27 protein-coding genes and 3 pseudogenes are annotated in these 24611 nt (G+C 45.9%); 15 read left to right on the top strand and 15 right to left on the bottom strand.

The window, feature by feature from the left end:
• Nucleotide 1 precedes the first annotated feature (1 nt).
• From WH43_RS20255 to WH43_RS02890, 3 genes are all read right to left on the bottom strand, one after another.
• Nucleotides 2–286, bottom strand: coding sequence for an HAD family hydrolase (locus WH43_RS20255; RefSeq protein ID WP_286049417.1), 285 nt, complete (start codon nucleotides 284–286; stop codon nucleotides 2–4).
• Complete coding sequence (locus tag WH43_RS02885; protein ID WP_053423158.1) at nucleotides 279–1751, bottom strand: high affinity choline transporter 1; 1473 nt, start codon at nucleotides 1749–1751, stop codon at nucleotides 279–281. Before WH43_RS02885 ends, WH43_RS20255 begins: the two co-directional genes overlap by 8 nt.
• Before the next feature lie 311 nt (nucleotides 1752–2062).
• Nucleotides 2063–2989: a LysR family transcriptional regulator gene (locus tag WH43_RS02890; protein WP_053423159.1), complete on the bottom strand. Its 927-nt coding sequence runs from the start codon at nucleotides 2987–2989 to the stop codon at nucleotides 2063–2065.
• A gap of 179 nt (nucleotides 2990–3168) precedes the next feature.
• Between WH43_RS02890 and WH43_RS02895 the strand changes: the two genes are divergently transcribed.
• Nucleotides 3169–3615: a DoxX family protein gene (locus WH43_RS02895; protein WP_053423160.1), complete on the top strand. Its 447-nt coding sequence runs from the start codon at nucleotides 3169–3171 to the stop codon at nucleotides 3613–3615.
• Between the two features lie 212 nt (nucleotides 3616–3827).
• On the top strand, nucleotides 3828–4520 hold the full coding sequence (locus tag WH43_RS02900) for a pirin family protein (protein ID WP_053423161.1): 693 nt from the start codon (nucleotides 3828–3830) through the stop codon (nucleotides 4518–4520).
• Nucleotides 4521–4586: 66 nt separating this feature from the next.
• Here WH43_RS02900 and WH43_RS21175 read toward each other — a convergent pair whose 3' ends face one another.
• Both WH43_RS21175 and WH43_RS21180 read right to left on the bottom strand, forming a co-directional pair.
• On the bottom strand, nucleotides 4587–5180 hold the full coding sequence (locus tag WH43_RS21175; RefSeq protein WP_152342771.1) for a methyl-accepting chemotaxis protein: 594 nt from the start codon (nucleotides 5178–5180) through the stop codon (nucleotides 4587–4589).
• A 63-nt stretch (nucleotides 5181–5243) separates the two neighbouring features.
• Nucleotides 5244–6338 (bottom strand): annotated as a pseudogene (locus WH43_RS21180) (PAS domain-containing protein); the annotation flags it as partial.
• 269 nt (nucleotides 6339–6607) lie between these two features.
• Between WH43_RS21180 and WH43_RS02910 the strand changes: the two are divergent.
• On the top strand, nucleotides 6608–7426 hold the full coding sequence (locus WH43_RS02910) for a DMT family transporter (RefSeq protein WP_152342769.1): 819 nt from the start codon (nucleotides 6608–6610) through the stop codon (nucleotides 7424–7426).
• Nucleotide 7427: 1 nt separating this feature from the next.
• On the opposite strand, the gene WH43_RS02915 is transcribed toward WH43_RS02910, so the two are convergent.
• Both WH43_RS02915 and WH43_RS02920 read right to left on the bottom strand, forming a co-directional pair.
• On the bottom strand, nucleotides 7428–7814 hold the full coding sequence (locus WH43_RS02915; protein WP_053423163.1) for a hypothetical protein: 387 nt from the start codon (nucleotides 7812–7814) through the stop codon (nucleotides 7428–7430).
• A gap of 3 nt (nucleotides 7815–7817) precedes the next feature.
• Nucleotides 7818–8420, bottom strand: coding sequence for a DUF2799 domain-containing protein (locus WH43_RS02920; protein ID WP_053423164.1), 603 nt, complete (start codon nucleotides 8418–8420; stop codon nucleotides 7818–7820).
• 124 nt (nucleotides 8421–8544) lie between these two features.
• Between WH43_RS02920 and WH43_RS02925 the strand changes: the two genes are divergently transcribed.
• The gene (locus tag WH43_RS02925) at nucleotides 8545–9192 is read left to right on the top strand and encodes an acyl carrier protein phosphodiesterase (RefSeq protein WP_053423165.1); all 648 of its coding nucleotides are present in this window, start codon (nucleotides 8545–8547) and stop codon (nucleotides 9190–9192) included.
• On the opposite strand, the gene sixA is transcribed toward WH43_RS02925, so the two are convergent.
• Nucleotides 9150–9620 (bottom strand): phosphohistidine phosphatase SixA, encoded by a 471-nt coding sequence (sixA, locus tag WH43_RS02930; RefSeq protein WP_152342770.1) that lies wholly within the window; start codon nucleotides 9618–9620, stop codon nucleotides 9150–9152. The genes WH43_RS02925 and sixA overlap by 43 nt on opposite strands.
• Before the next feature lie 233 nt (nucleotides 9621–9853).
• Between sixA and WH43_RS02935 the strand changes: the two genes are divergently transcribed.
• From WH43_RS02935 to WH43_RS02960, 6 genes and pseudogenes are all read left to right on the top strand, one after another.
• Entirely contained in the window at nucleotides 9854–10246 is a 393-nt protein-coding gene (locus WH43_RS02935) for a ribonuclease E inhibitor RraB (RefSeq protein WP_053423167.1), read from the top strand.
• Between the two features lie 31 nt (nucleotides 10247–10277).
• Complete coding sequence (locus WH43_RS02940; protein WP_053423168.1) at nucleotides 10278–10979, top strand: YebC/PmpR family DNA-binding transcriptional regulator; 702 nt, start codon at nucleotides 10278–10280, stop codon at nucleotides 10977–10979.
• Nucleotides 10980–11051: 72 nt separating this feature from the next.
• Nucleotides 11052–11560 (top strand): annotated as a pseudogene (gene yjjX, locus WH43_RS02945) (inosine/xanthosine triphosphatase).
• A gap of 65 nt (nucleotides 11561–11625) precedes the next feature.
• The gene (locus WH43_RS02950; protein ID WP_053423169.1) at nucleotides 11626–12174 is read left to right on the top strand and encodes an NADPH-dependent FMN reductase; all 549 of its coding nucleotides are present in this window, start codon (nucleotides 11626–11628) and stop codon (nucleotides 12172–12174) included.
• 179 nt (nucleotides 12175–12353) lie between these two features.
• The gene (locus WH43_RS02955; RefSeq protein ID WP_286049418.1) at nucleotides 12354–13340 is read left to right on the top strand and encodes a GGDEF domain-containing protein; all 987 of its coding nucleotides are present in this window, start codon (nucleotides 12354–12356) and stop codon (nucleotides 13338–13340) included.
• Nucleotides 13341–13411: 71 nt separating this feature from the next.
• Nucleotides 13412–13810, top strand: coding sequence for a hypothetical protein (locus tag WH43_RS02960; RefSeq protein ID WP_053423171.1), 399 nt, complete (start codon nucleotides 13412–13414; stop codon nucleotides 13808–13810).
• A gap of 3 nt (nucleotides 13811–13813) precedes the next feature.
• On the opposite strand, the gene WH43_RS02965 is transcribed toward WH43_RS02960, so the two are convergent.
• The 3 genes from WH43_RS02965 to ahpC all read right to left on the bottom strand — a co-directional run bounded on the left by WH43_RS02965 (nucleotide 13814) and on the right by ahpC (nucleotide 16940).
• Nucleotides 13814–14419 carry an excalibur calcium-binding domain-containing protein gene (locus WH43_RS02965; protein WP_053423172.1) on the bottom strand — a complete coding sequence of 202 codons (606 nt, stop codon included), beginning with the start codon at nucleotides 14417–14419 and terminating at the stop codon, nucleotides 13814–13816.
• A 119-nt stretch (nucleotides 14420–14538) separates the two neighbouring features.
• Nucleotides 14539–16083, bottom strand: a complete 1545-nt coding sequence (gene ahpF, locus WH43_RS02970) for an alkyl hydroperoxide reductase subunit F (RefSeq protein ID WP_053423173.1) — start codon at nucleotides 16081–16083, stop codon at nucleotides 14539–14541.
• 290 nt (nucleotides 16084–16373) lie between these two features.
• Entirely contained in the window at nucleotides 16374–16940 is a 567-nt protein-coding gene (ahpC, locus tag WH43_RS02975) for an alkyl hydroperoxide reductase subunit C (protein ID WP_053423174.1), read from the bottom strand.
• A gap of 286 nt (nucleotides 16941–17226) precedes the next feature.
• On the opposite strand from ahpC, the gene WH43_RS02980 reads away from it, so the two are divergent.
• From WH43_RS02980 to WH43_RS02990, 3 genes are all read left to right on the top strand, one after another.
• Nucleotides 17227–17841: a lytic transglycosylase domain-containing protein gene (locus WH43_RS02980; RefSeq protein WP_286049419.1), complete on the top strand. Its 615-nt coding sequence runs from the start codon at nucleotides 17227–17229 to the stop codon at nucleotides 17839–17841.
• Nucleotides 17842–17986: 145 nt separating this feature from the next.
• Nucleotides 17987–18328, top strand: a complete 342-nt coding sequence (locus WH43_RS02985) for a hypothetical protein (protein ID WP_053423175.1) — start codon at nucleotides 17987–17989, stop codon at nucleotides 18326–18328.
• Nucleotides 18286–18750 carry a DUF4097 family beta strand repeat-containing protein gene (locus tag WH43_RS02990; RefSeq protein WP_053423176.1) on the top strand — a complete coding sequence of 155 codons (465 nt, stop codon included), beginning with the start codon at nucleotides 18286–18288 and terminating at the stop codon, nucleotides 18748–18750. Before WH43_RS02985 ends, WH43_RS02990 begins: the two co-directional genes overlap by 43 nt.
• A gap of 10 nt (nucleotides 18751–18760) precedes the next feature.
• Here WH43_RS02990 and WH43_RS02995 read toward each other — a convergent pair whose 3' ends face one another.
• Both WH43_RS02995 and WH43_RS03000 read right to left on the bottom strand, forming a co-directional pair.
• On the bottom strand, nucleotides 18761–19387 hold the full coding sequence (locus WH43_RS02995; RefSeq protein WP_053423177.1) for a DUF2238 domain-containing protein: 627 nt from the start codon (nucleotides 19385–19387) through the stop codon (nucleotides 18761–18763).
• A gap of 387 nt (nucleotides 19388–19774) precedes the next feature.
• Nucleotides 19775–20662, bottom strand: a complete 888-nt coding sequence (locus WH43_RS03000) for a tRNA/rRNA methyltransferase (protein ID WP_053423178.1) — start codon at nucleotides 20660–20662, stop codon at nucleotides 19775–19777.
• 169 nt (nucleotides 20663–20831) lie between these two features.
• Here WH43_RS03000 and WH43_RS03005 point away from each other — a divergent pair.
• Nucleotides 20832–21672: pseudogene (locus tag WH43_RS03005) on the top strand (23S rRNA (adenine(2030)-N(6))-methyltransferase RlmJ).
• Between the two features lie 11 nt (nucleotides 21673–21683).
• Nucleotides 21684–22472 (top strand): S1/P1 nuclease, encoded by a 789-nt coding sequence (locus tag WH43_RS03010; protein WP_053423179.1) that lies wholly within the window; start codon nucleotides 21684–21686, stop codon nucleotides 22470–22472.
• Here WH43_RS03010 and WH43_RS03015 read toward each other — a convergent pair.
• Both WH43_RS03015 and WH43_RS03020 read right to left on the bottom strand, forming a co-directional pair.
• Entirely contained in the window at nucleotides 22459–24012 is a 1554-nt protein-coding gene (locus WH43_RS03015; protein ID WP_053423180.1) for an RsmD family RNA methyltransferase, read from the bottom strand. The genes WH43_RS03010 and WH43_RS03015 overlap by 14 nt on opposite strands.
• 138 nt (nucleotides 24013–24150) lie before the next feature.
• Complete coding sequence (locus WH43_RS03020) at nucleotides 24151–24483, bottom strand: DUF440 family protein (protein ID WP_053423181.1); 333 nt, start codon at nucleotides 24481–24483, stop codon at nucleotides 24151–24153.
• Nucleotides 24484–24611: the final 128 nt, after the last annotated feature.

The raw sequence follows: 24611 nt of genomic DNA on the forward strand, positions 1-24611 counted from the left end.
GTCAAAATAGCATGGGTATTTGTCTGTGCTTCAGCTGCTTTAGCAACAGATCTGCATTGGGCATCCAACTGGCGTTATGCGCGCCTTCGAGCTCAAAGTCGACAATAATTTGCGCGGCCTGCTGTTTCTCAATAGCGCAACTTAGAGTAGCTAAATGCTCCAGGATCAAAGTGTGCTCAGGCCAGCCTAGACGACGACGCAGCTCAGTAAAATCAAGCTGCGAATCGACCAGGGTTCCATCTAAATCAAAAACAACGGCTTTAATTTGCTGCAGAAATTCAGCCATGCTCTGACCCTGTATGTGCCATTTCACCCCGGTGTAATTTGTCATGTACAGCGTGATCGTGCTCCAGATACTGAGGCATCAAAGAGCCAATCAACATACCGGCAATACTGGCCAGTAAACCGGCAAACTGGGCTGGCACATAAGGATCTTCAGGTCCAAGGAAAATAATACCCAGCCAGGTGCTGACACCAAAAGCGATCGCCATTAAAGCGCCCTGATTGGTGGCTTTGCGCCAATACACACCAAAAGCCAGCGGCACAAAAGCGGCAACTAAAGTCACCTGATAGGCATCTTCCACCATGCCAAAAATGGTGGATTCACTATTGAGTGCATAAGCCAGAGTACAAGCAGCAAACACCAGAGTCACAGCCTGCATCAGTCGCAGTAACTGTTTATCCTGCATCGGGGGTAACAATGGTTTAAGAATATTTTCAGCAAAAGACACCGAAGGCGCCAATAAGGTGGCTGAAGCACAACCTTTAATGGCAGATAACAAAGCACCAAAGAAAATAACCTGGGCTATCAATGGCATATGCTGCAATACCAATTGCGGCAAAATCAGTTGAGAGTCAGACGCCATCAGATTTTTCACCATATCAGGCGCCACTATAGTGGCGGCGTAACCTATAAACAGCGGAATAAACGCAAACAGGAAATACAAAGAGCCACCGAGAATAGAACCCCAAACTGCTATTTTTTCTGACTTAGCCGACTGCACCCGCTGAAACACATCCTGCTGTGGCATAGAACCTAACATCATGGTGCAGGCAGCAGCCATAAACGCAATAATGGCTTTTAAATCAGCTTCCGGCCAAAACTCCAGTTTGCCCGCCGCAGCCGCGTGGTCTACCACCACGGACACACCGCCAACCATCTCAGAAACTTCACCGCTTATGTATAAAAGCCCCAGCACTATGACTATCATCTGCACCAGGTCGGTAATAGCCACAGCCCACATACCGCCAAACAGAGTGTAAATCAGAATACTGCCAGCTCCAATCCACATACCAGCTGTCATGCTGATAGCACCGTCCGAGACCACATTAAATACCAGACCCAAAGCCGTTAACTGAGCGCCAACCCAACCTAAGTAAGACAAAACAATAGCTAAAGTCGTCAGCACCTCCACTGAACGGCCATAACGTCTTTTATAAAAATCACCAATAGTCAGCAGTTTCATCCGGTACAAAGGCGCAGCAAAAAACACCCCAACCAGAATTAAACAAAGTGCAGCGCCAAAAGGGTCGGCTACTATGTCTCGTAAACTTCCATCAATGAAGGTAGCCGGAATACCCAGCACAGCTTCGCTGCCAAACCAGGTGGCAAAGACTGTGGCTGTCACCATATAAAACGGCAGATGCCGGCCTGCGACAGCGAAATCGCGGGTGTTTTTAACTCTCAATGCAGCCCAGAGCCCCAACGCAACAGAAAATACCCAATAACAAATCACTAAGGTTAATAACATAAGCTGCTGACCCTTTTAATCAGGCGGTAAAATTGGCGCTACTTTAACCAATCAATGTATTGAAATACAGCAAAAATACGCCGTTTGGATTGAAGTTTTTTCACTCTTTTTAATACCCCAAGTAATTGGTGTTGCAGAGAGGCGACAAGGGCGAGAGCTCGCAGTCAACAAAGCTGCAGCTTCAAGTACGAAGGGGATTTTAATAGCCAAAGTAATTGATGTTGCAGCAAGGCGACAAGGGCGTGAGCCCCTGGGAGCATAGCTTACCTATGTGACGAGGGCGAGAGCACGCAGTCAACAAAGCTGCAGCTTCAAGTACGAAGAGGATTTTCGGTCCAGACCGGTGCCCATGCGTACTGACTAAAAGCTTCACTAAACCATTGCAGCGCCTTACCCTGGCCTTGTTTTTGCCAGGCCAGATACAGCATGGCTTTTTCGCGTGGAATGCTGGTTTTTTTGGCTATTAATAAGCCTCTGGCCAGCTCGTCTCTGATCAAATGTTTAGGTAAAAACCCAACCCCTAAGCCCTGCACCTGCGCGGCAATTTTGGCCTGCATAGAGCTGACCCTAAGCACTCTGCGGGTAGTAAATAAACCTGAGCTGCGTTTAGGTGCATCCAGAGCTGAGTCTGAAACCACTATGGCGGTTTCCTGCTCTACATCGGCTAAATCAATCTGTCGGTTGATATTGGCCAGTTCATGCAAAGGCGATAAAGCAAACACAAACTCAACCTCGCCTATAGGCAGCAGCTCATATTTACCTTTGGGCATATCGGCCGACACCCCCACAGCCATTTGTGCGCGACCGGTTTCCAATGCTTCCCAGCCTCCTCCCAATACCTCTTCACGGATACTGACTTCGGTCATTTTGCCAAGCAGCATAAATTCATTAATCAAACTCAGCACAGGTGGATAAGGCACTATGCTGTCTTTGGCGATAACAAACTGGGTCTCCCAGCCGGTATCGACTTGCTTAATCGCATCCTGTAACCGACTGGCTGCCTGTAATAGCTCTCGCCCTTGCTGCAACAAGAGCTGTCCTGCCGGAGTCAGTTGAGCTTTTTGCTTGGAACGATCAAACAGCTGAACATCCAGATCAGACTCCAGCTTCGCTATCGTATAGCTCAAGGCAGACGGTACTTTGTATAAATGTTCAGCCGCCGCAGCAAAACTGCCCTTGCGGTCAATTACGTCCATAGCGCGTAAAGCGTCCAGCGTCAAAATAGGATGATTAGCCATAAAAACCTTAAAGTGGATCCTTCACGGATTCATATTCAAATATTTTGAACAGTCAACTCAGTTTATTCCGCTTTTTTAAAAATGCAAGCCAATCTAAAGTACACACATCGGAACTGACAAGCGGTTTAAAGCAGTCTGACAACCCTAATTAACGGTCAATTTATTTAAAGGTGAATAGTATGAACAAAGCAACTTTACAACAAATTTTTAGTACAAACGCAGGTTTTGGCGCTTTAGCTTTACGAGTACCAGTCGGTATTATTTTTGCTGCACACGGTGCTCAGAAATTATTTGGCTGGTTTGGCGGCTACGGTTTAGAAGGCACTGGCGGCTGGATGGAAAGTATAGGCCTGGCGCCGGGTGTACTAATGGCGTTTTTAGCCGGCGCAGCTGAGTTTTTTGGTGGTCTGGCATTGGTGTTTGGTGTGTTAACCCGCCCTGCGGCCGTGACTTTACTTATCGCCATGTTAGTGGCCATCTTTAAAGTGCATTTCGCCAACGGCCTCTTTATGAGCAATAACGGTTACGAATTTGGTTTAGCTCTGTTAGCCGCCAGCGTCTCTCTGCTGTTCAGCGGTGCAGGCAAAGCCTCCATCGACGCCATTATCGCGAAGAAACTGAACTAATAATCCACTCAAAGAGACTCTCTCTGCCACAGAGAGAGTCTTGCCCAAAGTAGCCTGCCGGGCTGCAGCTTCAAGAACGAGGGACATAGCCAAAGTAATTGGAGTTGCAGCAAGGCGACCAAGCAATTGAGACCCCATGAGCATAGTTCACTATGTGATTGGGGCGAATGAGCGCAGACAACAAAGCTGCAGCTTCAAGAACGAGGGATATCATGATTGAATTAAGACTTTCTGCCGATCGCGGTATAGCCAGTTTCGGCTGGTTAAAAAGCAAACACAGCTTCTCTTTTGGCCGTTATTACGACCCAGCTCATATGGGATTCTCAGCCTTAAGAGTGATTAATGATGACGAAGTTGATGCAGCTGCAGGCTTTGATACCCATGGCCATCAGGACATGGAAATCATCAGCTATGTGTTGGAAGGACAAATTGCTCATAAAGATTCAGCCGGTAATGTCAAAACTTTACCCGCAGGTGAATTCCAATTGATGAGCGCAGGCAAAGGCATTTACCACAGCGAATTTAACGCCAGTGAGAAAGACAACTTAAAGTTTTTGCAGATCTGGATCCAGCCAAACCAATTTGGCGGTGTACCAGGTTATCAGCAAAAAGACTTTAAAGCTGAACCAGGCTTAACTTTGGTGATATCGCCGGACGGCCGCGACGGTACGCTTCAAATCAAGCAGGATGCCTATTTGTCACAGCTTTTGCTAAGTGAGCATGATGTGATTGAATTACCTGTGACTGCCAAACGTAACTTTTACCTGCATTTAATTACAGGCGAATTAGAGTTAAACGGCACTCCAATGCAACCTGGTGATGGCGCAAAGATCAGTCAACAGACTGAACTGAAAGCTCTGGCAACCCAAGGTCCAGTCAAAGCCTTGTGGTTTGATTTGCCTTAACAATCGAAAGGGAGCCATTTTGCTCCCTTTGTTTCGTTATCCAGCCATAAATAAAAGACTCAGGACTTAAGCTCTTTTATTCAGTTTATTTAAGGTTTCAGACAAACTAGTGAGTAACGACTGATTTTTACCTACCACTGAATTTATTTCACTGGCCGAAGCACTGGCTTTAGATGCCAGACTCCTGACTTCGTCGGCAACCACAGAAAATCCCCGCCCAGCCTCACCTGCCCTGGCGGCCTCTATAGCGGCGTTCAGCGCCAGTAAGTTGGTCTGATCGGCAATGGAATTAATCGAAGACACCATATTGTTGATACTTTGTCCGGAGTTCACCAGTTCAGACATCACAGAATCACTGGTTTGTACCACCTGCAGCCGCTCAGAAATATCAGCACCAAACATAATAATTTTCTGCAACTCGCCCCGTGTATCTCTGACAGCACAAAAAGTAGCGGCAATGCCCAATTGTCTGCCATTACACTCTATATGAATATCAGAAATTACACTCTGTCCGGCCAGTACTTTAGTGGCCTGCTCCTGAGTCAAAAAGCTACGCCAGTCTGCAACTACACGACTGAATTGTTCGTTGTTTAACTTAAACTGTTGCTGCGGGTAATCATTGATCTCCATCAGTTGCCCGGCACTATTCCACTCCAACATCAGATTCGACTGACTAATCGCCTGAAATCGGATTTGATATTCCAAAGCTGAAGATTTTACTTTGCTGATATCCGCCAGAATAGCAATGTAATGGCTATGTTGACCCTGTTCATCGTAGACAGGGTTGCTGGTCACGGAAATCCATAAAGAAGAACCGTCTTTACGATGAATTTCAATTTCATCATAAAAAGCACGTGGAGCATTTAACTCCGCTTCAATCCGCTCTTTAGTCACAGGATCTGTTTTGGGTCCAACTAAAAACTCTCTGGCAATATGACCCAGTACTTCCTGTTGGTTGTACCCCGTCATCTGACTAAAGCCTTTATTTACATACTGGATCCGTCTGTCAGCACCGGATATCAGTACCGCATTATCCGTTTCATTGGCGACCATAGAAAGCAGCCGAAACTCTTTTTTCTGTTCGATTTCACGACTGATATCACTGGCAAACTTAACAATTTTCAGTACTTTGCCATCGGGTCCTTTGATCGGATTGTATGTAGCATGGATCCAGACTTCTTTACCGCTTTTGGTGAATCTTTTGTATTCAGCCGTCTGATACTGCCCCTCTTTCAAACGTCGCCAAAAGTCACTGTAACGGCTTGAAGCAGCCTCTTGTGGATCGACAAAAATACGATGATGCTGCCCTGTCACCTCGTTCAAGCTGTAGCCCATCAAACTCAGAAAATTAGGGTTAGCAAACAGAATTTTACCATCCAGATCAAATTCAATCACCGCCTGGGCTCTGTGAATGGCCTGCAACTGCGACTCAAAATTGGCCTGTTTGGCCACCTGCTCTGTCACATCGGAAGCAAACTTAATCACCTTATGCACTTTGCCATTTTTGACAATAGGCGTGTAAGAAGCCCGGATCCAAACTTCTCTGCCACTTTTAGCAATACGTTTAAATTCAGCCGTTTGAGATTTACCATCACGTAAATCTGCCCAAAACTGCTGATAAGCCGCAGAATTAGCAGTACCAGGCTCCACAAAAATACTGTGATGCTTGCCTTGCACTTCATGCAACTGGTAGCCCATCAGATCTAAAAAGTTACTGTTGGCATGCTCAATCCGTCCATCCAGCGAAAACTGGATCACAGCCTGGGTTGCATTAATGGCATTTAGGATATTGTCTGAATTAGAATTAAAACCAAACATAACCGCACTCCATGTCCCTGAACTTAATTTGATTTAGTGTTTAGTTAACTATAGGCAGGTGCTTGATTTAGTACAGAAAAAAGCTAATCATTTTTGTAAGGTACAGAGATAAACAACTTTTTTCGGCAAAGGATAAAGCGGCCTGGACAGTCTCACTTGAATTGTTTGCTGCGGCTGGCTACAGTGGCGCCCCTGATTACCCATTTGTGGTTTGCTACCTGCATGAACTTCTCGTCTTACCGCTATTTTTACATGGCCGCTTTAGCAGCATGATGATGGGTACTATTGGTGTCATAGCGCGCTACAGTGAAGTAGCTCCTGCCAGTCTGACCTTTTACCGCCTGGGTTTCGGTGCATTTATCCTGGCTCTCTATCTGGCGCTGACAGGCCAGCTCAGGTTCATCATAGCCAGACCACCACTGCTGGTGTTACTCAACGGTGTGTTACTGGCCAGTTTTATTTTGTGTTTTTTATCTGCTATTCAGACTATTTCTCTGACCTTAGCTATTTTGCTGGTGTATCTGGCCCCGGCGCTTTCAGCCATCATCGCTCATTTTTTGTTTGCAGAGCGCCTGACTAGCCGCACTTTTCTGTTGATCCTACTGGCATTCTTTGGCTTTGCTATGTTACAGGAATTTCAGATCGACAGTCGCATTGAGCAGCAACAAGGCCTGTGGTACGCGCTGGCGTCTTTGATTACCTACACAGCTTTTATTTTGCTCAACAAAAAAGTGCCAGACACAGTGCCTCTGTATCATAAAAGTTTTTATCAGCTGTTGGTGGGCTCTTGTTGCGTACTGCCTTTCATGGTCAATCAACCCTGGCCTGAAGCGCAACAATGGATCTGGTTGGTGATTGCAGGTTTATTTCCCGGATTTTTAGCCTTGATCTGTGCTTTGCAGGCTATTGAGCACTTACCTACCCGGGTCTTTGGAACTCTGGCTTATCTGGAGCCTGTAGTCGTGATTACTGCTGCCTGGTTACTCTTTGCTGAACCCATGTCGTGGTTACAATGGTTAGGTGCTCTGGTGATACTAAGTTCAGGCGTCGCTCAGGCGTGGCTAACTCAGGATACTGAAATTAAATAAGTTATTCGGCAACTTCTAAAGAGAGCCTGTTGCGCAGCGTTACTGTCTCCCCTGGACTGAACAGGTTGGTGTTGTGTAAATACAATTCCACTCTGATGCCAGGGGTGATACGCAGAGGCCGCTTCAATATATAACGCTTAGAGCAAGGTAAACTCAGCAGTAATTCTTGCTGCAGTCTGAGCTCTAACTGGCATTTCACGCCTTCCGGTATCACGCCTGTCATACTATAAGCAACAAGGTCGGCCTGCTTTACGGGCCATGGCGGCTCATGTGGCAGACGACTTTGTTGCCCTGCAATCAGCAGCTTTTCGCTGGTCCAAAGTAAATCCATAGGCGCAGCCTGTGTGAATAACGACACAAAGCACAACAAGCTACAGATATATTTCATGGCTTAGCCGCCTTGTTGGATCAAACTGAACTGGAGTTCAGCTTGCTTTAAATCGCGTTGCAGCTGACCTTGCATTTGATTTAACTGACGCAACTCCTGCTGTAAATTGCGGTTTTCATCCAGGAGCTGTTGTTTCTGTTGTTTGTCTTTGAGCACGCTCAGCTCTTTCGAGTTATCGTCAATACGTTGTTCTAGCTGATCAATAGTGTCAGCATTTTGCTGCAAGGTTTTTTGTAAGTTCAATAAAGCAGATTCAGCCTGATACCATTTGCGGCCGCGGTCATAACCTAAACGAAACTGAGGCTCCAATGCGCCAACACAGACTTTGTTATAGCTTCCCCCACTTTGGCCTAACTCACGACCCTCATCATAAGTGCAATACAACAATACCCCTTCGGCATGACCTTGTTGATAAGCCTGGAAATCAGAACTCAGCCCATGTTCAGCGCACTCTTTCTGATAGCTGCGAAATTTACTGCTGGCAATGCCTTGCTGGCCATCTGTTTTGCCAATGGCAAACCAGTCACCAACCTGACATTCCTGTGGACTGATGCTGCTACATCCAGCAAGCGCCAGTAGAGCAATCAACAAAACCCCTTGTTTCATCGGACCTGTTCCTTTGTGATACTTTTCATGTAAAGACACCTACTTATAACGGATCAGCGCAGCAAATACATCTTTTTTGCCTTAGACTAGAGGCAGTTTTTACGAATTGAAATGCCGTAGCCTCATGAATTATCTGGCCCATTTGCTGTTAGCACAACCCACATCCCATTCCCGCATTGGCAATTTATTGGGCGACTTTTTCTACGGTACCAGATTAGAGCTTTTAAGCCCTGCGATGGCCGCAGGTTTGTATAATCACAGAGCCGTGGATTGGTTTACCGATCGCCATCCAGAGGTCAGAGCGGCCCGCTTACTGTTTAGCCCACAGATGCGGCGTTTTGCACCTATAGCTCTGGATATGCTGTTTGATTTTTGTCTGATCAAACACTGGACGCGCTTTTATGATTCAGATTTTACAGACTATAAACATCAGTTGTACTTTAACCTGCAGCATGACTTACCACAGATGCCTGAGACAATGGCCAGAACCTTCAAAGCCGTGACTGAACAAGATTGGTTTGGCAACTACGCACAACTTGAAGGGATACAGCATGCACTGCGCCGCATGGCGTCACGTGGCCGCTTCACTGCGCGTTATGCTGCAATAGCGGATGAACTACCGCAGCTTCAGGCGTCAACAGAACAGGTATTTTTGAGTTTTTTTCCTCAGCTACAACAATTTATTCAACAAGCTGCGATAGAACAGCATCCGCTTTTGGCCTTGGAGCGTTACAACAAAGCCACGGGCAGAGACCAGAGTAATACAGCTTGATCTGGTGTCAGTTCAAGGGCTGTGATGGACGCCTTTTTAATAAAAAAATGTTCGGCCTCGCTATTGAGCAGCAAGGCCAGCAAAGTTGAAATATCGGGCTCATGACCGATACAACAGACAGACTCTACCCCCTGTTTGAGCAGATCAATCAGCGCCTTGTGCTGTATTTCAGGCAAAGTATCAATAATCAACCAGGCCTGCTTTTGAGGCTCTGGCCAGTGCGTATGTTGATGCAATAGTACTGCAGTTTGTTCAGCCCGCACCAAAGGGCTGGTCAGTAGCAGCTGCGGTGCTTGTAGCTGCCGTTTACAAAAGTCTGCCAACTTCAGTGTTTGTTTAACCCCTTTTTCCACCAAATGACGACTGGGATCGGGCACTCCCAAAGTTCGGTCCTGCGCTGTGGCATGGCGCACTAAATACACTAGCATCAGAGAAGGCTTCGCTTCGATCGCAAAAAATGCACATTCAACACAAGACAAAAATTTTTCATCGGCACCCACTCCCTGATTGTATGAAGCCTGAGTCTGCAACTATCCATCAGAGGGGTCAAGTTCGACACCAGATTGCGATACACAGACAGCCGAAAATATTGCTATAATCCGGCCACTTGCCGCACTGGGCCTACCGGGTCGGCCTATTAACCTGATGTGGAGAGCGGACCATGCAATTTCCTGATGACGGCAATGGCGATATGCTGCGTGCCTTAATGGACGCCGGAATAGATTTAAGCCAGCCTCTGGCCATTGATTTTTATCTGGTATTTAAAAACAAAGAACACGCAGAAAAAGCCATGGCGGCTTTAGTAGCGTCAGAGCTGCAAGGTGAAGTGGAATTACATTTCAACGACCTGGAACAGTGGGAGCTGATTGTCAGTCAGACCATGGTACCAGAACATGCAGCAGTCACAGCACGTGAGGCTGAACTGGATAAGTTTGCTAAGAAATTTGGCGGCCACAATGATGGCTGGGGCGTGATGCAACATCAGGACGGCGATGACGATTTTGATGATGAACACGGCGAACATTGTGACCATGATTGTGGTCACCAGCATTAATTTTTACTGATACAGATACGAGAGAGAAGCAATGGGCGCTCAATGGAAAGCTAAACATAAAGCAGATGCCTCGGCTGCCAAAGGCCGTATTTTTACTAAATTAGCCAAAGAAATCATGGTTGCAGCGCGTAATGGCGCCGACCCTGATATGAACTCTAAATTACGTGTAGCGGTAGAAGCTGCGAAAAAGGCCTCGATGCCACGTGAAACTTTAGAGCGCGCTATCAAAAAAGGCGCTGGTTTACTGGACGGCCCTGCTAACTACGAAACTGTGGTTTATGAGGGGTTTGCGCCACATCAGGTGCCTGTAATTGTTGAATGTTTAACAGACAACAAAAACCGCTCAGCTCAGAGTATCCGTGTGCTGTTCCGTAAAGGTCAGTTGGGTGGCTCGGGTTCAGTATCCTGGGACTTCAAATACTTAGGTGAAATTGTGGCTCACGCCGTAACACCAGATGCCGATCTGGAAGTTGCGGCTATTGAAGCCGGTGCACAGGACTTTGAGGAAGGTGAAGAAGGCGACAGCGTGTTCCTGACTGAACCCACCGATCTGGATGCCGTCAGCAAAGCGTTGCCTGCTTTTGGCTTTAACGTCACCTCAGCCAAGTTGGTGTATCGTCCAAATAACCCTGTGACTCTGGATGACGCAGCCCGTGCCGAAGTGGAAGCCTTTTTGGAAGCCATCGACGCCGACGATGACGTACAACATGTGTACGTAGGTTTGGCAGGTTGATACTGCAGACTGAACATAAGGCGGCTTTGGCCGCCTTTGTTGTATCTAAGCGTTTGATAAACAGAGGTGCTGATGTTAGTCATAAAAGTAGCTTCCGCCAATCCGGCAAAAATCAAAGCTGTTGCTTCTGCTTTTGCAGAGGTGTTCCCAGCTGAAACTCTGGATGTGCAAGGCATAGCGGTAGCCAGTGGTGTCGCCAATCAGCCAATGAGCAGCGATGAAACCTTATTGGGAGCCATGAACAGAGTAGCTGAATTGGCAAGCGTCAAGGCAGATTACCGTGTTGCGATAGAAGCGGGTTTAGATGGTGATTTTACCTTCGCCTGGATGGTAATCGAACATCAAGGCAAGCTGGGCAAAGCCCGCTCAGCCAGTTTAATGTTACCCCCCGCAGCTTTGTCGCAACTGCAACAAGGCAAAGAGTTGGGCGATGTGATGGATGCCATGTTTAATCAGGACAATATCAAACAAAAAGGTGGCGCCATAGCCTCTTGACTCAAAACAGATTAAGCCGCAGTTCTGTCTATCATCAAGCCTTAATTCTGGCGATGATCCCATTTTTAAATTCAGATTTGTTTTAAATCAGGTTGTCATACCACGGATTCAGCCTTAGTGTAGAGTAGAACTTCACATCAAGGAGAATCCAATGTCCGGACTCAAAGTACTGGCTCTGTGCGGCAGCTTAAGAGCAAAATCCACCAACAAAGCTTTAGTTGAGTATGCAATAGCTCATGCACCAAAGGGCATGCAGATTGAACTGGCTGATTTAACGGATGTACCTTTTTATAACTCAGACATCGCCACTAAACCTGCCGCCGTAGAACGCCTGCTGGCTCAGTGTGCACAAGCAGATGCTTTTTTGCTGGCCTGTCCTGAATACAATTATTCTATTGCGCCCGTGCTGAAAAACGCACTGGACTGGGCATCGCGTGAACCCAATAACGCCTTAAAGGCTGGTAAAGTGGCAGCTATTATGGGATCAGGCGGAGGTATGGGCACTTCAAGAGCTCAGTACCATTTACGCCAGGTTTGTGTGTTTTTAGACTTACATTTAGTGAATAAACCGGAAGTCTTCTGTAATGCCTTTGCCAATACTTTCGATGCAGACAACAAACTGACAGATGAACGTATTCAAAGCTTAATAGTGCAGCAATTGGACGCTTTGCAGCAGTTGGCATTACGTTTTAAAAACTAACAGTGCTGAACTTTACAATACAAAAAAAGCAGATAAAACAATAAGGTTGTTTTCATCTGCTTTCTTTGTCAGAGTAAGGAGCAAACGAATAAACAGATTTTATATCCAGGCCATCCAACGATATGGAACACCAGAGGTAGCTCTTGTTACAACGCCTAAAGCATGATTTCCATCTTTTCATGATTACGCTGGTGGGTCTAATCGCCAGCTGTACGCTATTGCCTTATGCGTTATACCGTATGGCTACAGGAGACTATCTGGTTAGCATGGTAGATATACTGATGATTACCGTCAGTACAGTTTCGGTCTGGATGGCGTGGCGCTCCGGAGAGACGGAAAAGCCAGGCTTTTTGATGGCCGCCGTTTTCTGTTTTGGAGCGGTGCTTGTTTGTATGAAACTGGGACAGGATGTACTGTTCTGGATTTATCCTCTGATGGTATTTATCTTCTTTTTAGTAGCCCCGATCAAAGCCTTATTGCTGCTATTGCTGATGGTCTGCGCTATTGTATCGCTGCATTTTTCTGAACACTCCGCTATTTTTAATACTAACTTTCAGTTGTTGGCTTTTATTACCACGACCTTAGTCACCAGTATTTTTGCGTATATTTTTGCTTACCGCACCCATCTGCAGCGTCAGGAATTAAGGCGTTTGGCCACTACAGATCCGCTCACAGGAGCGGCCACCAGGCATTCTCTGACCGACGAGTTAACCTATGCCATCCAGCTGTTTCAACAAAAAGGCGTAGTCAGCGGTTTAATGCTACTGGATTTAGACCACTTCAAACGTATCAATGACAATTTTGGTCATCATGCTGGCGATCAAATTTTAAGTCAGCTGGTACCGTTGTTGAAACAAATGATCCGTCAGCAGGACTCTGTATTTCGTTATGGCGGTGAAGAATTTGTCTTACTGATCAAAGAAATCCAGCTGGCCGATTTACATCGTTTGGCCGAAAAAATCCGCCATGCCATTTGGCATCAGTTGACTCTGCCAGATGGTTCAGCGCTGACCACGTCTATAGGTATAGCGACTGTACAACATGCCAGTGACTGGGAAAGCTGGTTACAAAACGCTGATGTGGCTTTGTATCAGGCTAAACACAATGGCCGTAATCAGGTGGTTATTGCTACAGGTTCAACAGAACAAGCCATAGCAACATCTTAGACTTAAGTCGAAGCGCCATTTCATCAACAATACTTTAAGCTGATATTCTTTGTTCTGCCCAGGTGTGATCTATGTTGCCTTTTATCATCAGCCGCTTTTTCGCTATTCAGATCCTGATTTTATTGGTTCTGGCTTTAGCCAACTATTTTTCAGCCATTAAATTAGGTTTTGTGCAGGACGTATTATTACTGCCGGCACTGACAGTGTTTCTAGTGTATCAGTACAGTAAAAAACAAAGTGCAGTACTGACAACAGAGCAAAGTCAAAAGGTGATTTATGCGCTTATCCTGAGCGATGCGTTGATACAGGCCGTGCTAACGTTCAGCAGCCCTGCCGGTATAATCGCTGTTCAGCATTTCACCGACGCTGCTTTAACTTACGCCGCCGTGATGGTGTTCCATAGCCTGATGATTTATTTTGCGGTGGGCTACGGCAAAAGCTTATTTGATAAACGCCAGGCTATAAGCTGAGACCTAAAAACGACTGCGACCACAATGCTGTTGCTCACACGGAATGCCGTCGCGATCCCCATCAATCATTACATCAGGGCAATTTTTTAAATAAAATTCGGCCTCTTCGCAAGACTGCATTTCAGTGCAATACTGCTTACCTTCGCATTGAAACTGAGTAAGGCTCTGAGTTTGTATCGGTGGCCAGACCGGACTGTCGGATAAAACTGTAGCTTTGTGTTCTTTTGCACTCTCATCCGTCCCTGTCATAGCTGGCAAAGAGGCCTGCGCACTGAACAAATACACAGATTGATAACCCAGCCATGCCAAAATAGACAAGCTGACCAAGCCTGACAACAGGCGTTGAAATGGCAAAGACGAAAGCCTTGGTTTTTTCAAGTCTGGAGCAGGCACAAAATGCTGGCCGGCTTTATAGGCTCCTACTGCTATGAGCTGTCCTGCTGAGTCGACTTCGATCTGAAAAAAAATGCTGTCACCGTTTTGCAGTTGATCTGGTTTCTTTCGAAAACCACTGCTGCAGATACTGATATCTGGCCCTGCTTTATCGCGTTGAATCAAACCGCGGCCTTGAGTGGGATTCCAATCTTTGAGTCTTCCCTGATGTAACATATCAACGTCCTGTTGTTGCTATTTCAAAAACAGCTTCATTTAACCTAAATCGCTTTTATTTTACAAGCATAAAAAAAGACCACGTCGATAGAAGTGGTCTTTTCAAACAGTATAAGCAATTAGTTACGGATCAGGTAATCAAAGGCACCTAAAGCCGCTGTTGCACCACTGCCCATCGCAATAATGATTTGCTTATAGGGTGTATTAGTTGCGTCGCCTGCTGCAAACACACCTTTTAATGAGGTCTGGCCATGGCTGTCGACAATAATTTCACCGCGTGGCGTTAATTCTACTGCACCACGTAACCACTCGGTGTTTGGCACTAAACCAATTTGTACAAAGATACCGGCCAGTTCCACAGTTTTGCTTTCGCCATTGGTACGGTCTGTGTACTGTAAGCCCACCACACGTTGGCCATCACCCAGCACTTCTGTGGTTTGTGCTTGCGTGATAATAGTGATGTTGCCCATAGACTCTGCTTTTTTGATCAGTACTGCATCTGCACGCAGCTTGCTGTCAAACTCCAGCACTGTCACATGCTGAACAATACCAGCTAAGTCGATCGCAGCTTCAATACCTGAGTTACCACCACCTATGACTGCAACTTTTTTACCTTTGAATAAAGGACCATCACAGTGCGGACAATAGGCTACGCCTTTACCACGGTATTCTTTTTCACCTGGCACATTCATCTCTCTCCAGCGGGCGCCAGGAGATAGAACTATGCTTTTACTTTTCAGCACGGCGCCATTTTCAAGCGTGATTTCAAATAATTCGTCTTTGCCCAGCTTCACAGCCTTTTGACTATTCATAATGTCTACTTCGTAATGACGAACGTGAGACTCTAAATTAGCCACCAATTTTGGACCTTCAGTTTCTTTGACAGAAATAAAGTTCTCAATACCCACAGTGTCCGCTACCTGACCGCCAAAACGCTCAGCAACAATACCTGTGTTCAGACCTTTACGGGCTGCATAAATAGCAGCTGCAGAACCTGCAGGACCGCCACCCACAATCAGCATGTCGAAGTTGTCTTTGGTCTTCAATGCTTCAGCCTGACGAGCCGCAGCGCCGCTGTCGACTTTGTTCAGAATGTTGGTCAGGGTTATAGCCCCCTGAGAGAACTGCTGACCATTTAAATAGACTGTTGGTACGGCCATGATATTACGTTTGCTGACTTCATCAGGGAACACAGCACCGTCAATCATGGTGGTTTTAATAGCAGGGTTTACTGCCGCCATTAAATTCAGCGCCTGCACAACTTCAGGACAAGTCTGACAGCTTAACGACACAAAAATTTCAAAGTTAAACTCACCCTGCAGTGCAGCAATTTGCTCCAGCACAGCAGCTTCTTCTTTAATAGTGTGGCCGCCTGAATGCAATAAAGCCAACACCAGTGAGGTAAACTCGTGGCCCATGGGCACACCAGCAAACCGAATTTCAGTATTTTTAACAGTAGAGCGTACCAGCATAGATGGCTTTAATACGGCTGTGTCTGTCTCATCTTTTAGATGGATCAGCGAACTTAAACTGGCGATATCTTCAGCCAAACTTTTCAACTCGGCTGCTTTATCGCTGCCGTCTAACGCAACTACCAGCTCCACCGGGCTTTTCAGGTTTTGCAAATAGGTTTTTAACTGGTTCTTTAAATTGGTATCTAACATATTTGGCCCCTTTCTTATAGCCACAGTCACGGCCACCTTGAGGTGGATTGCCACTGCCCTTTTGGACAAAGCTTCGCCGTACCAGTACATACTGGTGAGCAAAACTCACAAATTTATTTGGATTAGGGGCTGAGAACTCAGCCCCTTTTTCCCATCGTATTTGAAGCCGCAGTGTTGTTGACTGCTTTCACTCACCCCAATCACATAGGACTACTATGCTCATGGGGTCTCGTTCTTTTGTCGCCTAACTGCAACATCAACTACTTTGGGATCTGATGAATAAATCAGACTTAGATTTTACCAACCAGGTCTAAAGATGGAGCTAAAGTCGCTTCACCTGGAGTCCATTTAGCTGGACATACTTCACCGTCGTGGTTTGCAACGTATTGTGCAGCCTGAACTTTACGGAACAGTTCTGCAGCGCTACGGCCGATACCTAAGTCGTGAATTTCAGCAACTTTGATTTCGCCTTGTGGGTTGATCACGAAAGTACCACGTAAAGCTAAACCTTCTTCCTCGATCATCACACCGAAGTTACGAGTGATAGTACCTGTTGGGTCACCGATCATTGGGTAGTTGATTTTCTTGATAGTTTCAGAAGCATCGTGCCACGCTTTATGAGTGAAATGCGTGTCAGTAGATACTGAGTACACTTCAACACCGATTTCCTGGAACTTAGCGTAGAAATCAGCTAAATCACCTAATTCAGTTGGGCAAACGAAAGTGAAGTCAGCTGGGTAGAACACTACTACTGACCATTTGCCTAACAGATCCTGTTCAGTAACTGGAACAAATTTACCGTGATGGAAGGCTGTCGCTTTAAATGGCTTGATGGTGCTGTTGATAATTGAAGACATTGTCTTACTCCATGTTGGTTGATTACTAAAAATGAACTCGCTTCGATGGAACAAAGAATAACTGTTCCACACGATTAGAGATAACGAATTAAATCTATAAACCTAATCTGTTTTTATGATTGCAAAACTCAGATGCTTATCTGTTTTTTCACTTTAATCTACAGTGCCTGTATGACAATAAGAAAAACATCAGGTTCTGAGCTGCAGACCTTCTTTGCTGATAGAGAACACAAAAGTGCAAAGAATGACTATGCTGAATAAGCTGATATCTAAGTGGGGGCATAAATTGAAACTTCAAGCAGCTAAAGCCCTGACCTTGAGTGTTTTTTTGATGCTGCCCCCTGCTGTTGTAGCTGAAAATCCGCCGATATACCGTTACCGGCAAGCCAATGGGATTATCGCGTTTTCCGACCGTGCTCCGAAAAACAGGCCTTATCAGCGGCTTCGTTTTGATTGTTTCGCCTGTAGTGTGCAAAGCGCAGTGCTCTGGCACAACACTCCTTTGTTTCTGCAGAAATATCAGCAGGAAATAACCAGTGCAGCAAAGCAACATCAGCTGGATCCAGCTTTATTAAGGGCCGTGATCCACGCTGAATCTGCCTTTGATGCCAAAGCATTATCTAAAAGTGGCGCTGCCGGCTTAATGCAACTGATGCCTGAGACTGCTACTGAGCTTGGTGTCACAAATATCTGGCACCAGCAGCAAAATATTCAAGGTGGTGCTGCTTACCTTTCTTCTTTGCTCAAACGTTACAAAGGCAACATCAAGCTGGCAATGGCGGCGTACAATGCTGGGCCTGGTGCTGTGGATAAACATCAAGGCATTCCCCCTTATACAGAAACTCAACTCTACGTAGAAAGAGTTGTATTACTCTGGTCACGATATCAAAAAGCCATATAAAACGACTGAAACATTTAAAAGCAAAGAGTAACAATTTATAAGTATATGTTTTTAAATATTTTTTACTGGTTCCATTCTTTTGCAATTCTAAAATGCCAGGGGCAAACTAATAGTAGTTTTAAGGATGTTTTTTTAAGGATTTGTGATGAAACAATTAATAGCGGTTTGTGTGCCCGTGTTTTTGCTCAGTGCTTGTGTGATCCACGTAGGCCACAGTGCTGCGGCTGAAGATCTAAAACACCAAAAACGTCAGTTGCAACTCAATGCCGCTGGTTTAACGGAATTAAAAGCTGAAACTGAAGCAGGTGATTTGAAAATCATGGGGGTCCAGGGCCTCAGTCAAATAGAACTAACTGCGGATTTATATGCCAGCGAAGACAGACCCTTTACTTTATCTCTGGAAAAACAAGGCTCTGTGGCCTTACTTAAAGCAGTTGGAGGCCCTTGTATTGGGATCTGTACTGGCTCCTCGCTTATGCCGACATAGTCATACGGGTACCAGCTGAACTGGCACTTACTCTGGAAGACGGGTCAGGTGATATCAGCATTGAAGGCTTAAGCTCTGATCTGGTGATTGAAGATGATTCAGGCCATTTAACTGTGCAAGGTGGCCGTAATCTGGTCCTGGAAGATGATTCAGGCAATGTGAGTCTGACCCAGTTAAGTGGCAATCTGACTCTGGACGATGACTCTGGGGACCTGTTTATCCAGCATGTCGCTGGTACTGTATTGGTAGACGATGACTCTGGTGATATAGAAATTCAACAGGTTAAAGGTATGGTGAGCATCAGTGACGGTTCAGGCGATATCCATGTGCAACAAGCTGGGGGTTTTACCTTACTGGACGACGGTTCTGGTGAGCTGAAAATTGACCAGATCAATGGCCCTGTCAGCCTGAATAAAGATTAAACACAGAGTATCAGGGCTGAGCCTGACTCTGCCCTTTTTCGGTCCGTAACTGCCGCAATTGTTTATCATGCAAAGCTTTGAGGCTAAACCAGCCAATCAGAGCACCAGTCAAAGCCCAGGCCATATCGGACTGCGTATCCCAGACATAACCCTGAGTCCCTAAAAATGCTGCCGCATCTTCGCCTGACAACAAAGCCACCCACCACTCGATCAATTCATAAAAAGCACTGAAGGCTAAACAAAAACAGACGCTGAAAAAACATTGCCAGCTTTGACCAAAAATTAAAGCTCTACGCAAAATAATTTCACGGCAAATAATTACAGGGATAAAACCCTGCGCAAAATGCCCAACTTTGTCATAGTTGTTGCGCTCGCCGCCTGTCCAGTCCCGGATCCAGTCAAACAGTGGTACTTCAGCATAAGTGTAATGACCGCCTACCATTAAAATAATGCAGTGCAGCAGAATCAAGCTATACAACAAAGGTGTTAGAGGAAAACGGTTTTTGGTCAGAGCCAGTACAACCAGACCAATCAAGGCAGGCAGCACTTCCAGAAACCAGGTAAATTGGTCTTTAGGTTCAATACCAGACCAGATCAATACAGCAAAAAATACAACTAACCACGCGCTTTGTTTCATCCTGCTTTCACCTTTCCCAATTCGTTACCACCATATAACCCAGTGACCTCAAAACGCGCAAGGCCAGACGAGTGCAACACCCAGCAGCTCTGTAATGACCTTCTATCCCCTGAAATCGCCGCTTATCACTTTTTCGAGAACAATAACCAATAGTGAAAGCACAATGGTCTCTGGATTTCAACGGACCCAAAGATGATGGACAACAACAAACAAAGCGTCACCGGATTTTTACTTAGTTTTATTTGCCTTAGCTTGATCCTGGCGGCAGGCCCCTATTTAACCCTAAAAACAGCCCCTGCTCTGGGTTCTTTATTAAGATTAATACTCTGAACCCATATGTAGTCCCCAACCAGATGTACCTATCATCGCTTGGACTTACTGACTGATTTACTGCTGCTGACGGTACCATTCGCCCAGAATCAGGCTAGCAGCCACGCTCACATTTAACGATTCCACTTTGCCAGTGCCTGGAATTTGCAGCGCAATATCAGCAGATTTAGCCACAGACTGAGATACACCAAACATTTCCTCACCAAACACAATGACGACTTTGGCTGGCAACTGGCTGCTGTACAGCGAGACGCCAGCATGGCTTGATGTGGTCACCAGGGTATAACCTGCTTGTTTGCACAACTGCAATGCCAAAGGCAGGTTGTCACAACTTAATCCCTCTACAAACTCAACACCACCTTCAGCAGTACGGGCAGCAGCACCCTGCGCCAGTAATTCAGGGTCTTTCATTACGATGCCACTGATACCAAAGTGAGCGCAGCTGCGGGCTATAGCACCTAAATTATGCGGATTACCGACACCATCTAAGGCCAACAAACAATCCTGCTTTTTACGACCGTTTTGAGTTAAATAAGTCGCCAGTGACATTACTGCTTTACGTTTGACCAGTAGTACCACACCACCGTGATGCTGACTGCCTGCAACTTTTTCAAGCTCAGCTTCAGACACCACATGGTAGGCTTTTTTATTAGCCGCCAGATATTTCATCAAATCTGCAAACTTAGGCGCCATTTGCTCACTTAAATACAAACGCACTACAGCCTGCGGGCGCTGCACAAAGGCAACACTACAGGCATTTTCACCATAAATTTTGGCTTCTTCCTGACGGTTCTGTTTTAACACTTTGGCAGACACAGCTTTAGGCGCCGCAGTTTTTGCTTCAGCTGTTTTACCTGACGCTGGTTTTACCTTAGTCCAGGGTTTTTGCAGCTCTGAACCAGGCTGATTTTTTTTATGCTGTGGTGCTGGGGTTTTGCGATTCAAGGGAGATCCTGTAGCTGCGGTGTCGCGAATAGAGAAGATTTTACCACTGCAACAGCCAGAATCCCAAGCAACTTCTAGCTCACAGAACACTTGCCTTTCTGCTCTGGCGCAGTATGCTTGCGCTTTTAATGCGCTGTCGGCGCGAAAATAGTTTTAAAAGAGTGAGCTTATGCTGAGTTATCGTCATAGTTATCATGCAGGCAATCACGCTGATGTGATTAAACATCTGGTGCAGATTTGTATCCTGAATTACTTAAAACGCAAAGAGAAACCTTTTTGCTACCATGATACTCATGCCGGAGCAGGTTTATACAGCCTGCACAGCGAACAAGCGCAAAAAACGGCTGAATACCAAACCCATAGGTAAACTCTGGAACTATCAGGGCAGCAATGCGGATATCCGGGCTTATGTGAATACCATCAGACTGGTAAACGACAGTGACGATTTAGCTTTTTATCCGGGTTCACCCAAAATTGCCGATTTACTCTGTCGCGCTACAGATACTATTCAGGCCACCGAATTACACCCAAGCGATCATCCTATACTGGCCAGTCAGTTTCAGCGTCGTCGTCATAGCCGTATCGAAAAAATGGATGCCTGGGCCGGCCTTCGCGCTATGTTGCCGCCTTTGTCCAAACGCGGCTTAGTGCTGATTGATCCACCTTATGAGTTAAAAACTGAATATCAGGATTTAATCAAAGGTTTACAGCAAGCTTACCAGCGTTTCCCGCAAGGTACCTACGCTATCTGGTATCCGGTGATTGAACGTCAGGCGGTCGAAAGCTTTATTGATGCCATTGTTGATACACAAATTCGTAATCAGCTGCGGATAGAATATTGCCCGCAGCCAGATGCTGAGGGTTTTGGTATGACAGGTAGCGGTATGCTGGTGATTAACCCGCCTTTTACGCTGAAACAGGATATGGAAAGCTGCTTAAAAGAATTATCTCCGCTGCTTTCACAAAGCCCACTCGCCCACTGGCAAGTCACTCAACTGGTGGATGAATAAGGAAATACTTTATGCGTAGTCTGGTTTTAGCTTTTGCTTTGTTTTGTAGCCCTGTATTTGCTTTTGGTGAATTAGGTCATCAGATGGTCTGCTCTATGGCTTATCAGTTATTAAGCCCGGTCAGCCAGCAAAAAGTGCAGCAACTGATGCAGTTGCATGAACAAAAAGATTTCACCCAAGCCTGCTCCTGGCCGGATCAGATCCGTTCTCTGCCAGAATATCAGCACACCAAAGTCTGGCATTACGTCAATATTCAGCGCTCTGACAGCAAATTAACTATGCAACACTGCCCTGCTGAAGGTTGTGTCTTATCGGCCATTGAACAGCAGCGGAAAAAACTAACGCCTTTTGCCCCCTCAAAAACTCAACTGGAGGCATTGCTTTTTGTCGGTCATTTTATTGCAGATTTACATCAGCCTTTGCATGCGGGTTATGCCGATGATTTAGGTGGTAATAGAACAGCGGTGTATTTCGAAGGTGAACCATCGAATTTACATGGAGTCTGGGATAGCCGTATTCTAGAAGCGGCCTCTTATCAGGAGGCGACCAAACAGCAGGCTTTGTATCAGGCGCTAAAGACGAAACAACAAGAATGGCAAAGCGTCAACGTACTGGATTGGGCCAATGAGTCCGTGATGCTGGTGAAACTGATTTATCAGGGTTACAAGCCAGGCATGCTTATCGATGAAAACTACCAGCAACAGCATCTGCCGCAGTTGGAGCAACGTCTGCAACAAGCTGCAGTGCGTCTGGCTTTAGTGCTGGAGCACAGCTTTAATCACACCTCTAACGCTGGTTAAATTGATCCAGTACAAAGGTTTTAAACTTGCTGAGCTTTAACTGGCTGAGCAAGTTTGCCAAATGTTCCTGATGAGCTAAATCATCAGGTTCTGCCAGAAAGGCTTTGTAGTACATTTGCGCTGCAGGGCGCAATTCGCCTTCTTTTTCGTGTCGTAACCCCATTTGCGCATAAATGTGCCCACGTTCTGCTGTGGCATAAATGAAATGAAAAGCCTGTTGATGAACGCAGGCAGCATAGACTTTATGCATGCTGTGCGGCAGTCTGTTTAAAGTTTTATTCGCCAGATACAGTAAATCAAATGCCGCATTCATCTTACCAAGATCAGCCATCAGAGTTGCCCCATGGCATTGACTGGCGACTGACATCTGCATGGACGATAAATGCTGTTTTTGTTTCTCTAAGAACGCAATAGCCGCCTCTTTCCCCTCTGCCTGAGCCAACAGGCTGGCCTGTAACCAGATAATTTCAGCCGCAAACTGACTGGCTTCTTTGTCTGCGATCAACTGGCGAAAAGACTGCTGTAGCAGTGTTTGTAATTGTGAGCTCCGCTGTTGTTCCGTTGTCTGGGCCATTAAAAACAATAACAGCTTGCACAAACTTACAGTCAGAGCACAAAACTGAAAACCGCTAGCAGCAAGACGTCTTTTACGTTCAACTAAATCTATCGCCTGCTCAGCCTTACCTGACGCCATCATCACTAACTGCACTAACTGAGTGATCTGGGTTGACATGCCAACGGCCGGAAACTTTGAAGCTATCTCAAAAGCGGCTGCATAATCTTCGTTTTCCAGTGCCAGATAAATTTGCCAGACTTCTTTTCGTTCCTGATAAGGCTGTAAATCATCACTGTTACTGGCTAAAAAGCTGTAACAAGACTCCAGATCTCCCTGTTCGTAATCCAATAAGAACTGTAACCATAAAGCCCAGCTTTGCTGTTTAGCACAGGCGGTTTTAATCAATGCAGAAGCGGCGTCACAGACTCCAAGCTCTAATAACATCTCTGCTTTGAGCTTCAGTACCGACACCGGAGTATCCAGCCCCGCTCTATGCTGCAACTCGCCTATCAATTTAAAGGCGTCAACATAACGGCGTTTATGCACAAGTGGCAGAATTTGATCCATAAAAGGTTTTAAGCGGACATGCAATTTCAGTTGCTCATCCATATGAAATTTATTGCAAGGTCTGTCGAGAAAATCAATTTGATGAAAAGGATAATCCACAGCATATTTTTGCCGCTCTGTTGCTGTCGACAACACCACCAGACGGCACAAAGGGCTGACACTATGCTGATTGAGCAACAGCTCAATCAAATCGATACCAGCTAAAGCAGGTTCTGCATCATCATCCAGAAAGATCACATCATAAGGTGCTGTGCCCTCGCCGTTTAATAGCGTTTGAGCGGTGCGACTAAGTTCCACCTTTTTGATACCCAGGCCAATCAGGCTTTGCTTTAACTGATGGCCAGACGCAGGATCAGACTCAATCACTAAAACATTGAGTTCAAATAACTTACTAAAATCAAATCTGGTAAGACTCAAACCTTTGCCTCGTTTATCTCAGATCCTGAAATCCGATCACTGACACCTCTTTAGTGTAGGCGCAAGATAGCCAGTCGCAAACGAAAAATCCCAAAAAATGATATAAAATCCGAGGCTTGGCTTACTCTTTAGCTCAATTTAGTCTTGCCCACGCCAACGGGCATGGCATAAAGTTTCAAACTTCTCTTTGCTCAACAAAATGCGGGCAAGCACCAACTCAGCAACGCCATTGATCTCTGACAAACCAATATGCGCCTCCACATGCAGTTCCGGGTCTATGTCCATAGCAATCATATCCACCCAATCCTCAGTGGCTGGTACTAAATCTACATAAGCAGATTCCACCGCATGTTGTTGATACAGCGCATAATCTGTAGCAGATAAGTTCTCCTCTGCTAACTCTTCAAAAATTACAAAGGCGTGATCGCACAACTCATCCAAAGTCCAGAGTTCAAGTTCTGAGCCAGACATTCGTTTCTCCACAGGGATCGATTAAAGAAGGCAGTATACCAACTCAGTTCTTTGTCTGCCCAGCCAAAGGCCTGTGAAGAGAGAATATTTACTGGTATCCCAGGCCGCAGGTCGGTAGCATAACACCA

The organism is Rheinheimera sp. KL1, from assembly GCF_001275035.1.
GTDB classification, from domain to species: Bacteria; Pseudomonadota; Gammaproteobacteria; order Enterobacterales; family Alteromonadaceae; genus Pararheinheimera; species Pararheinheimera tangshanensis.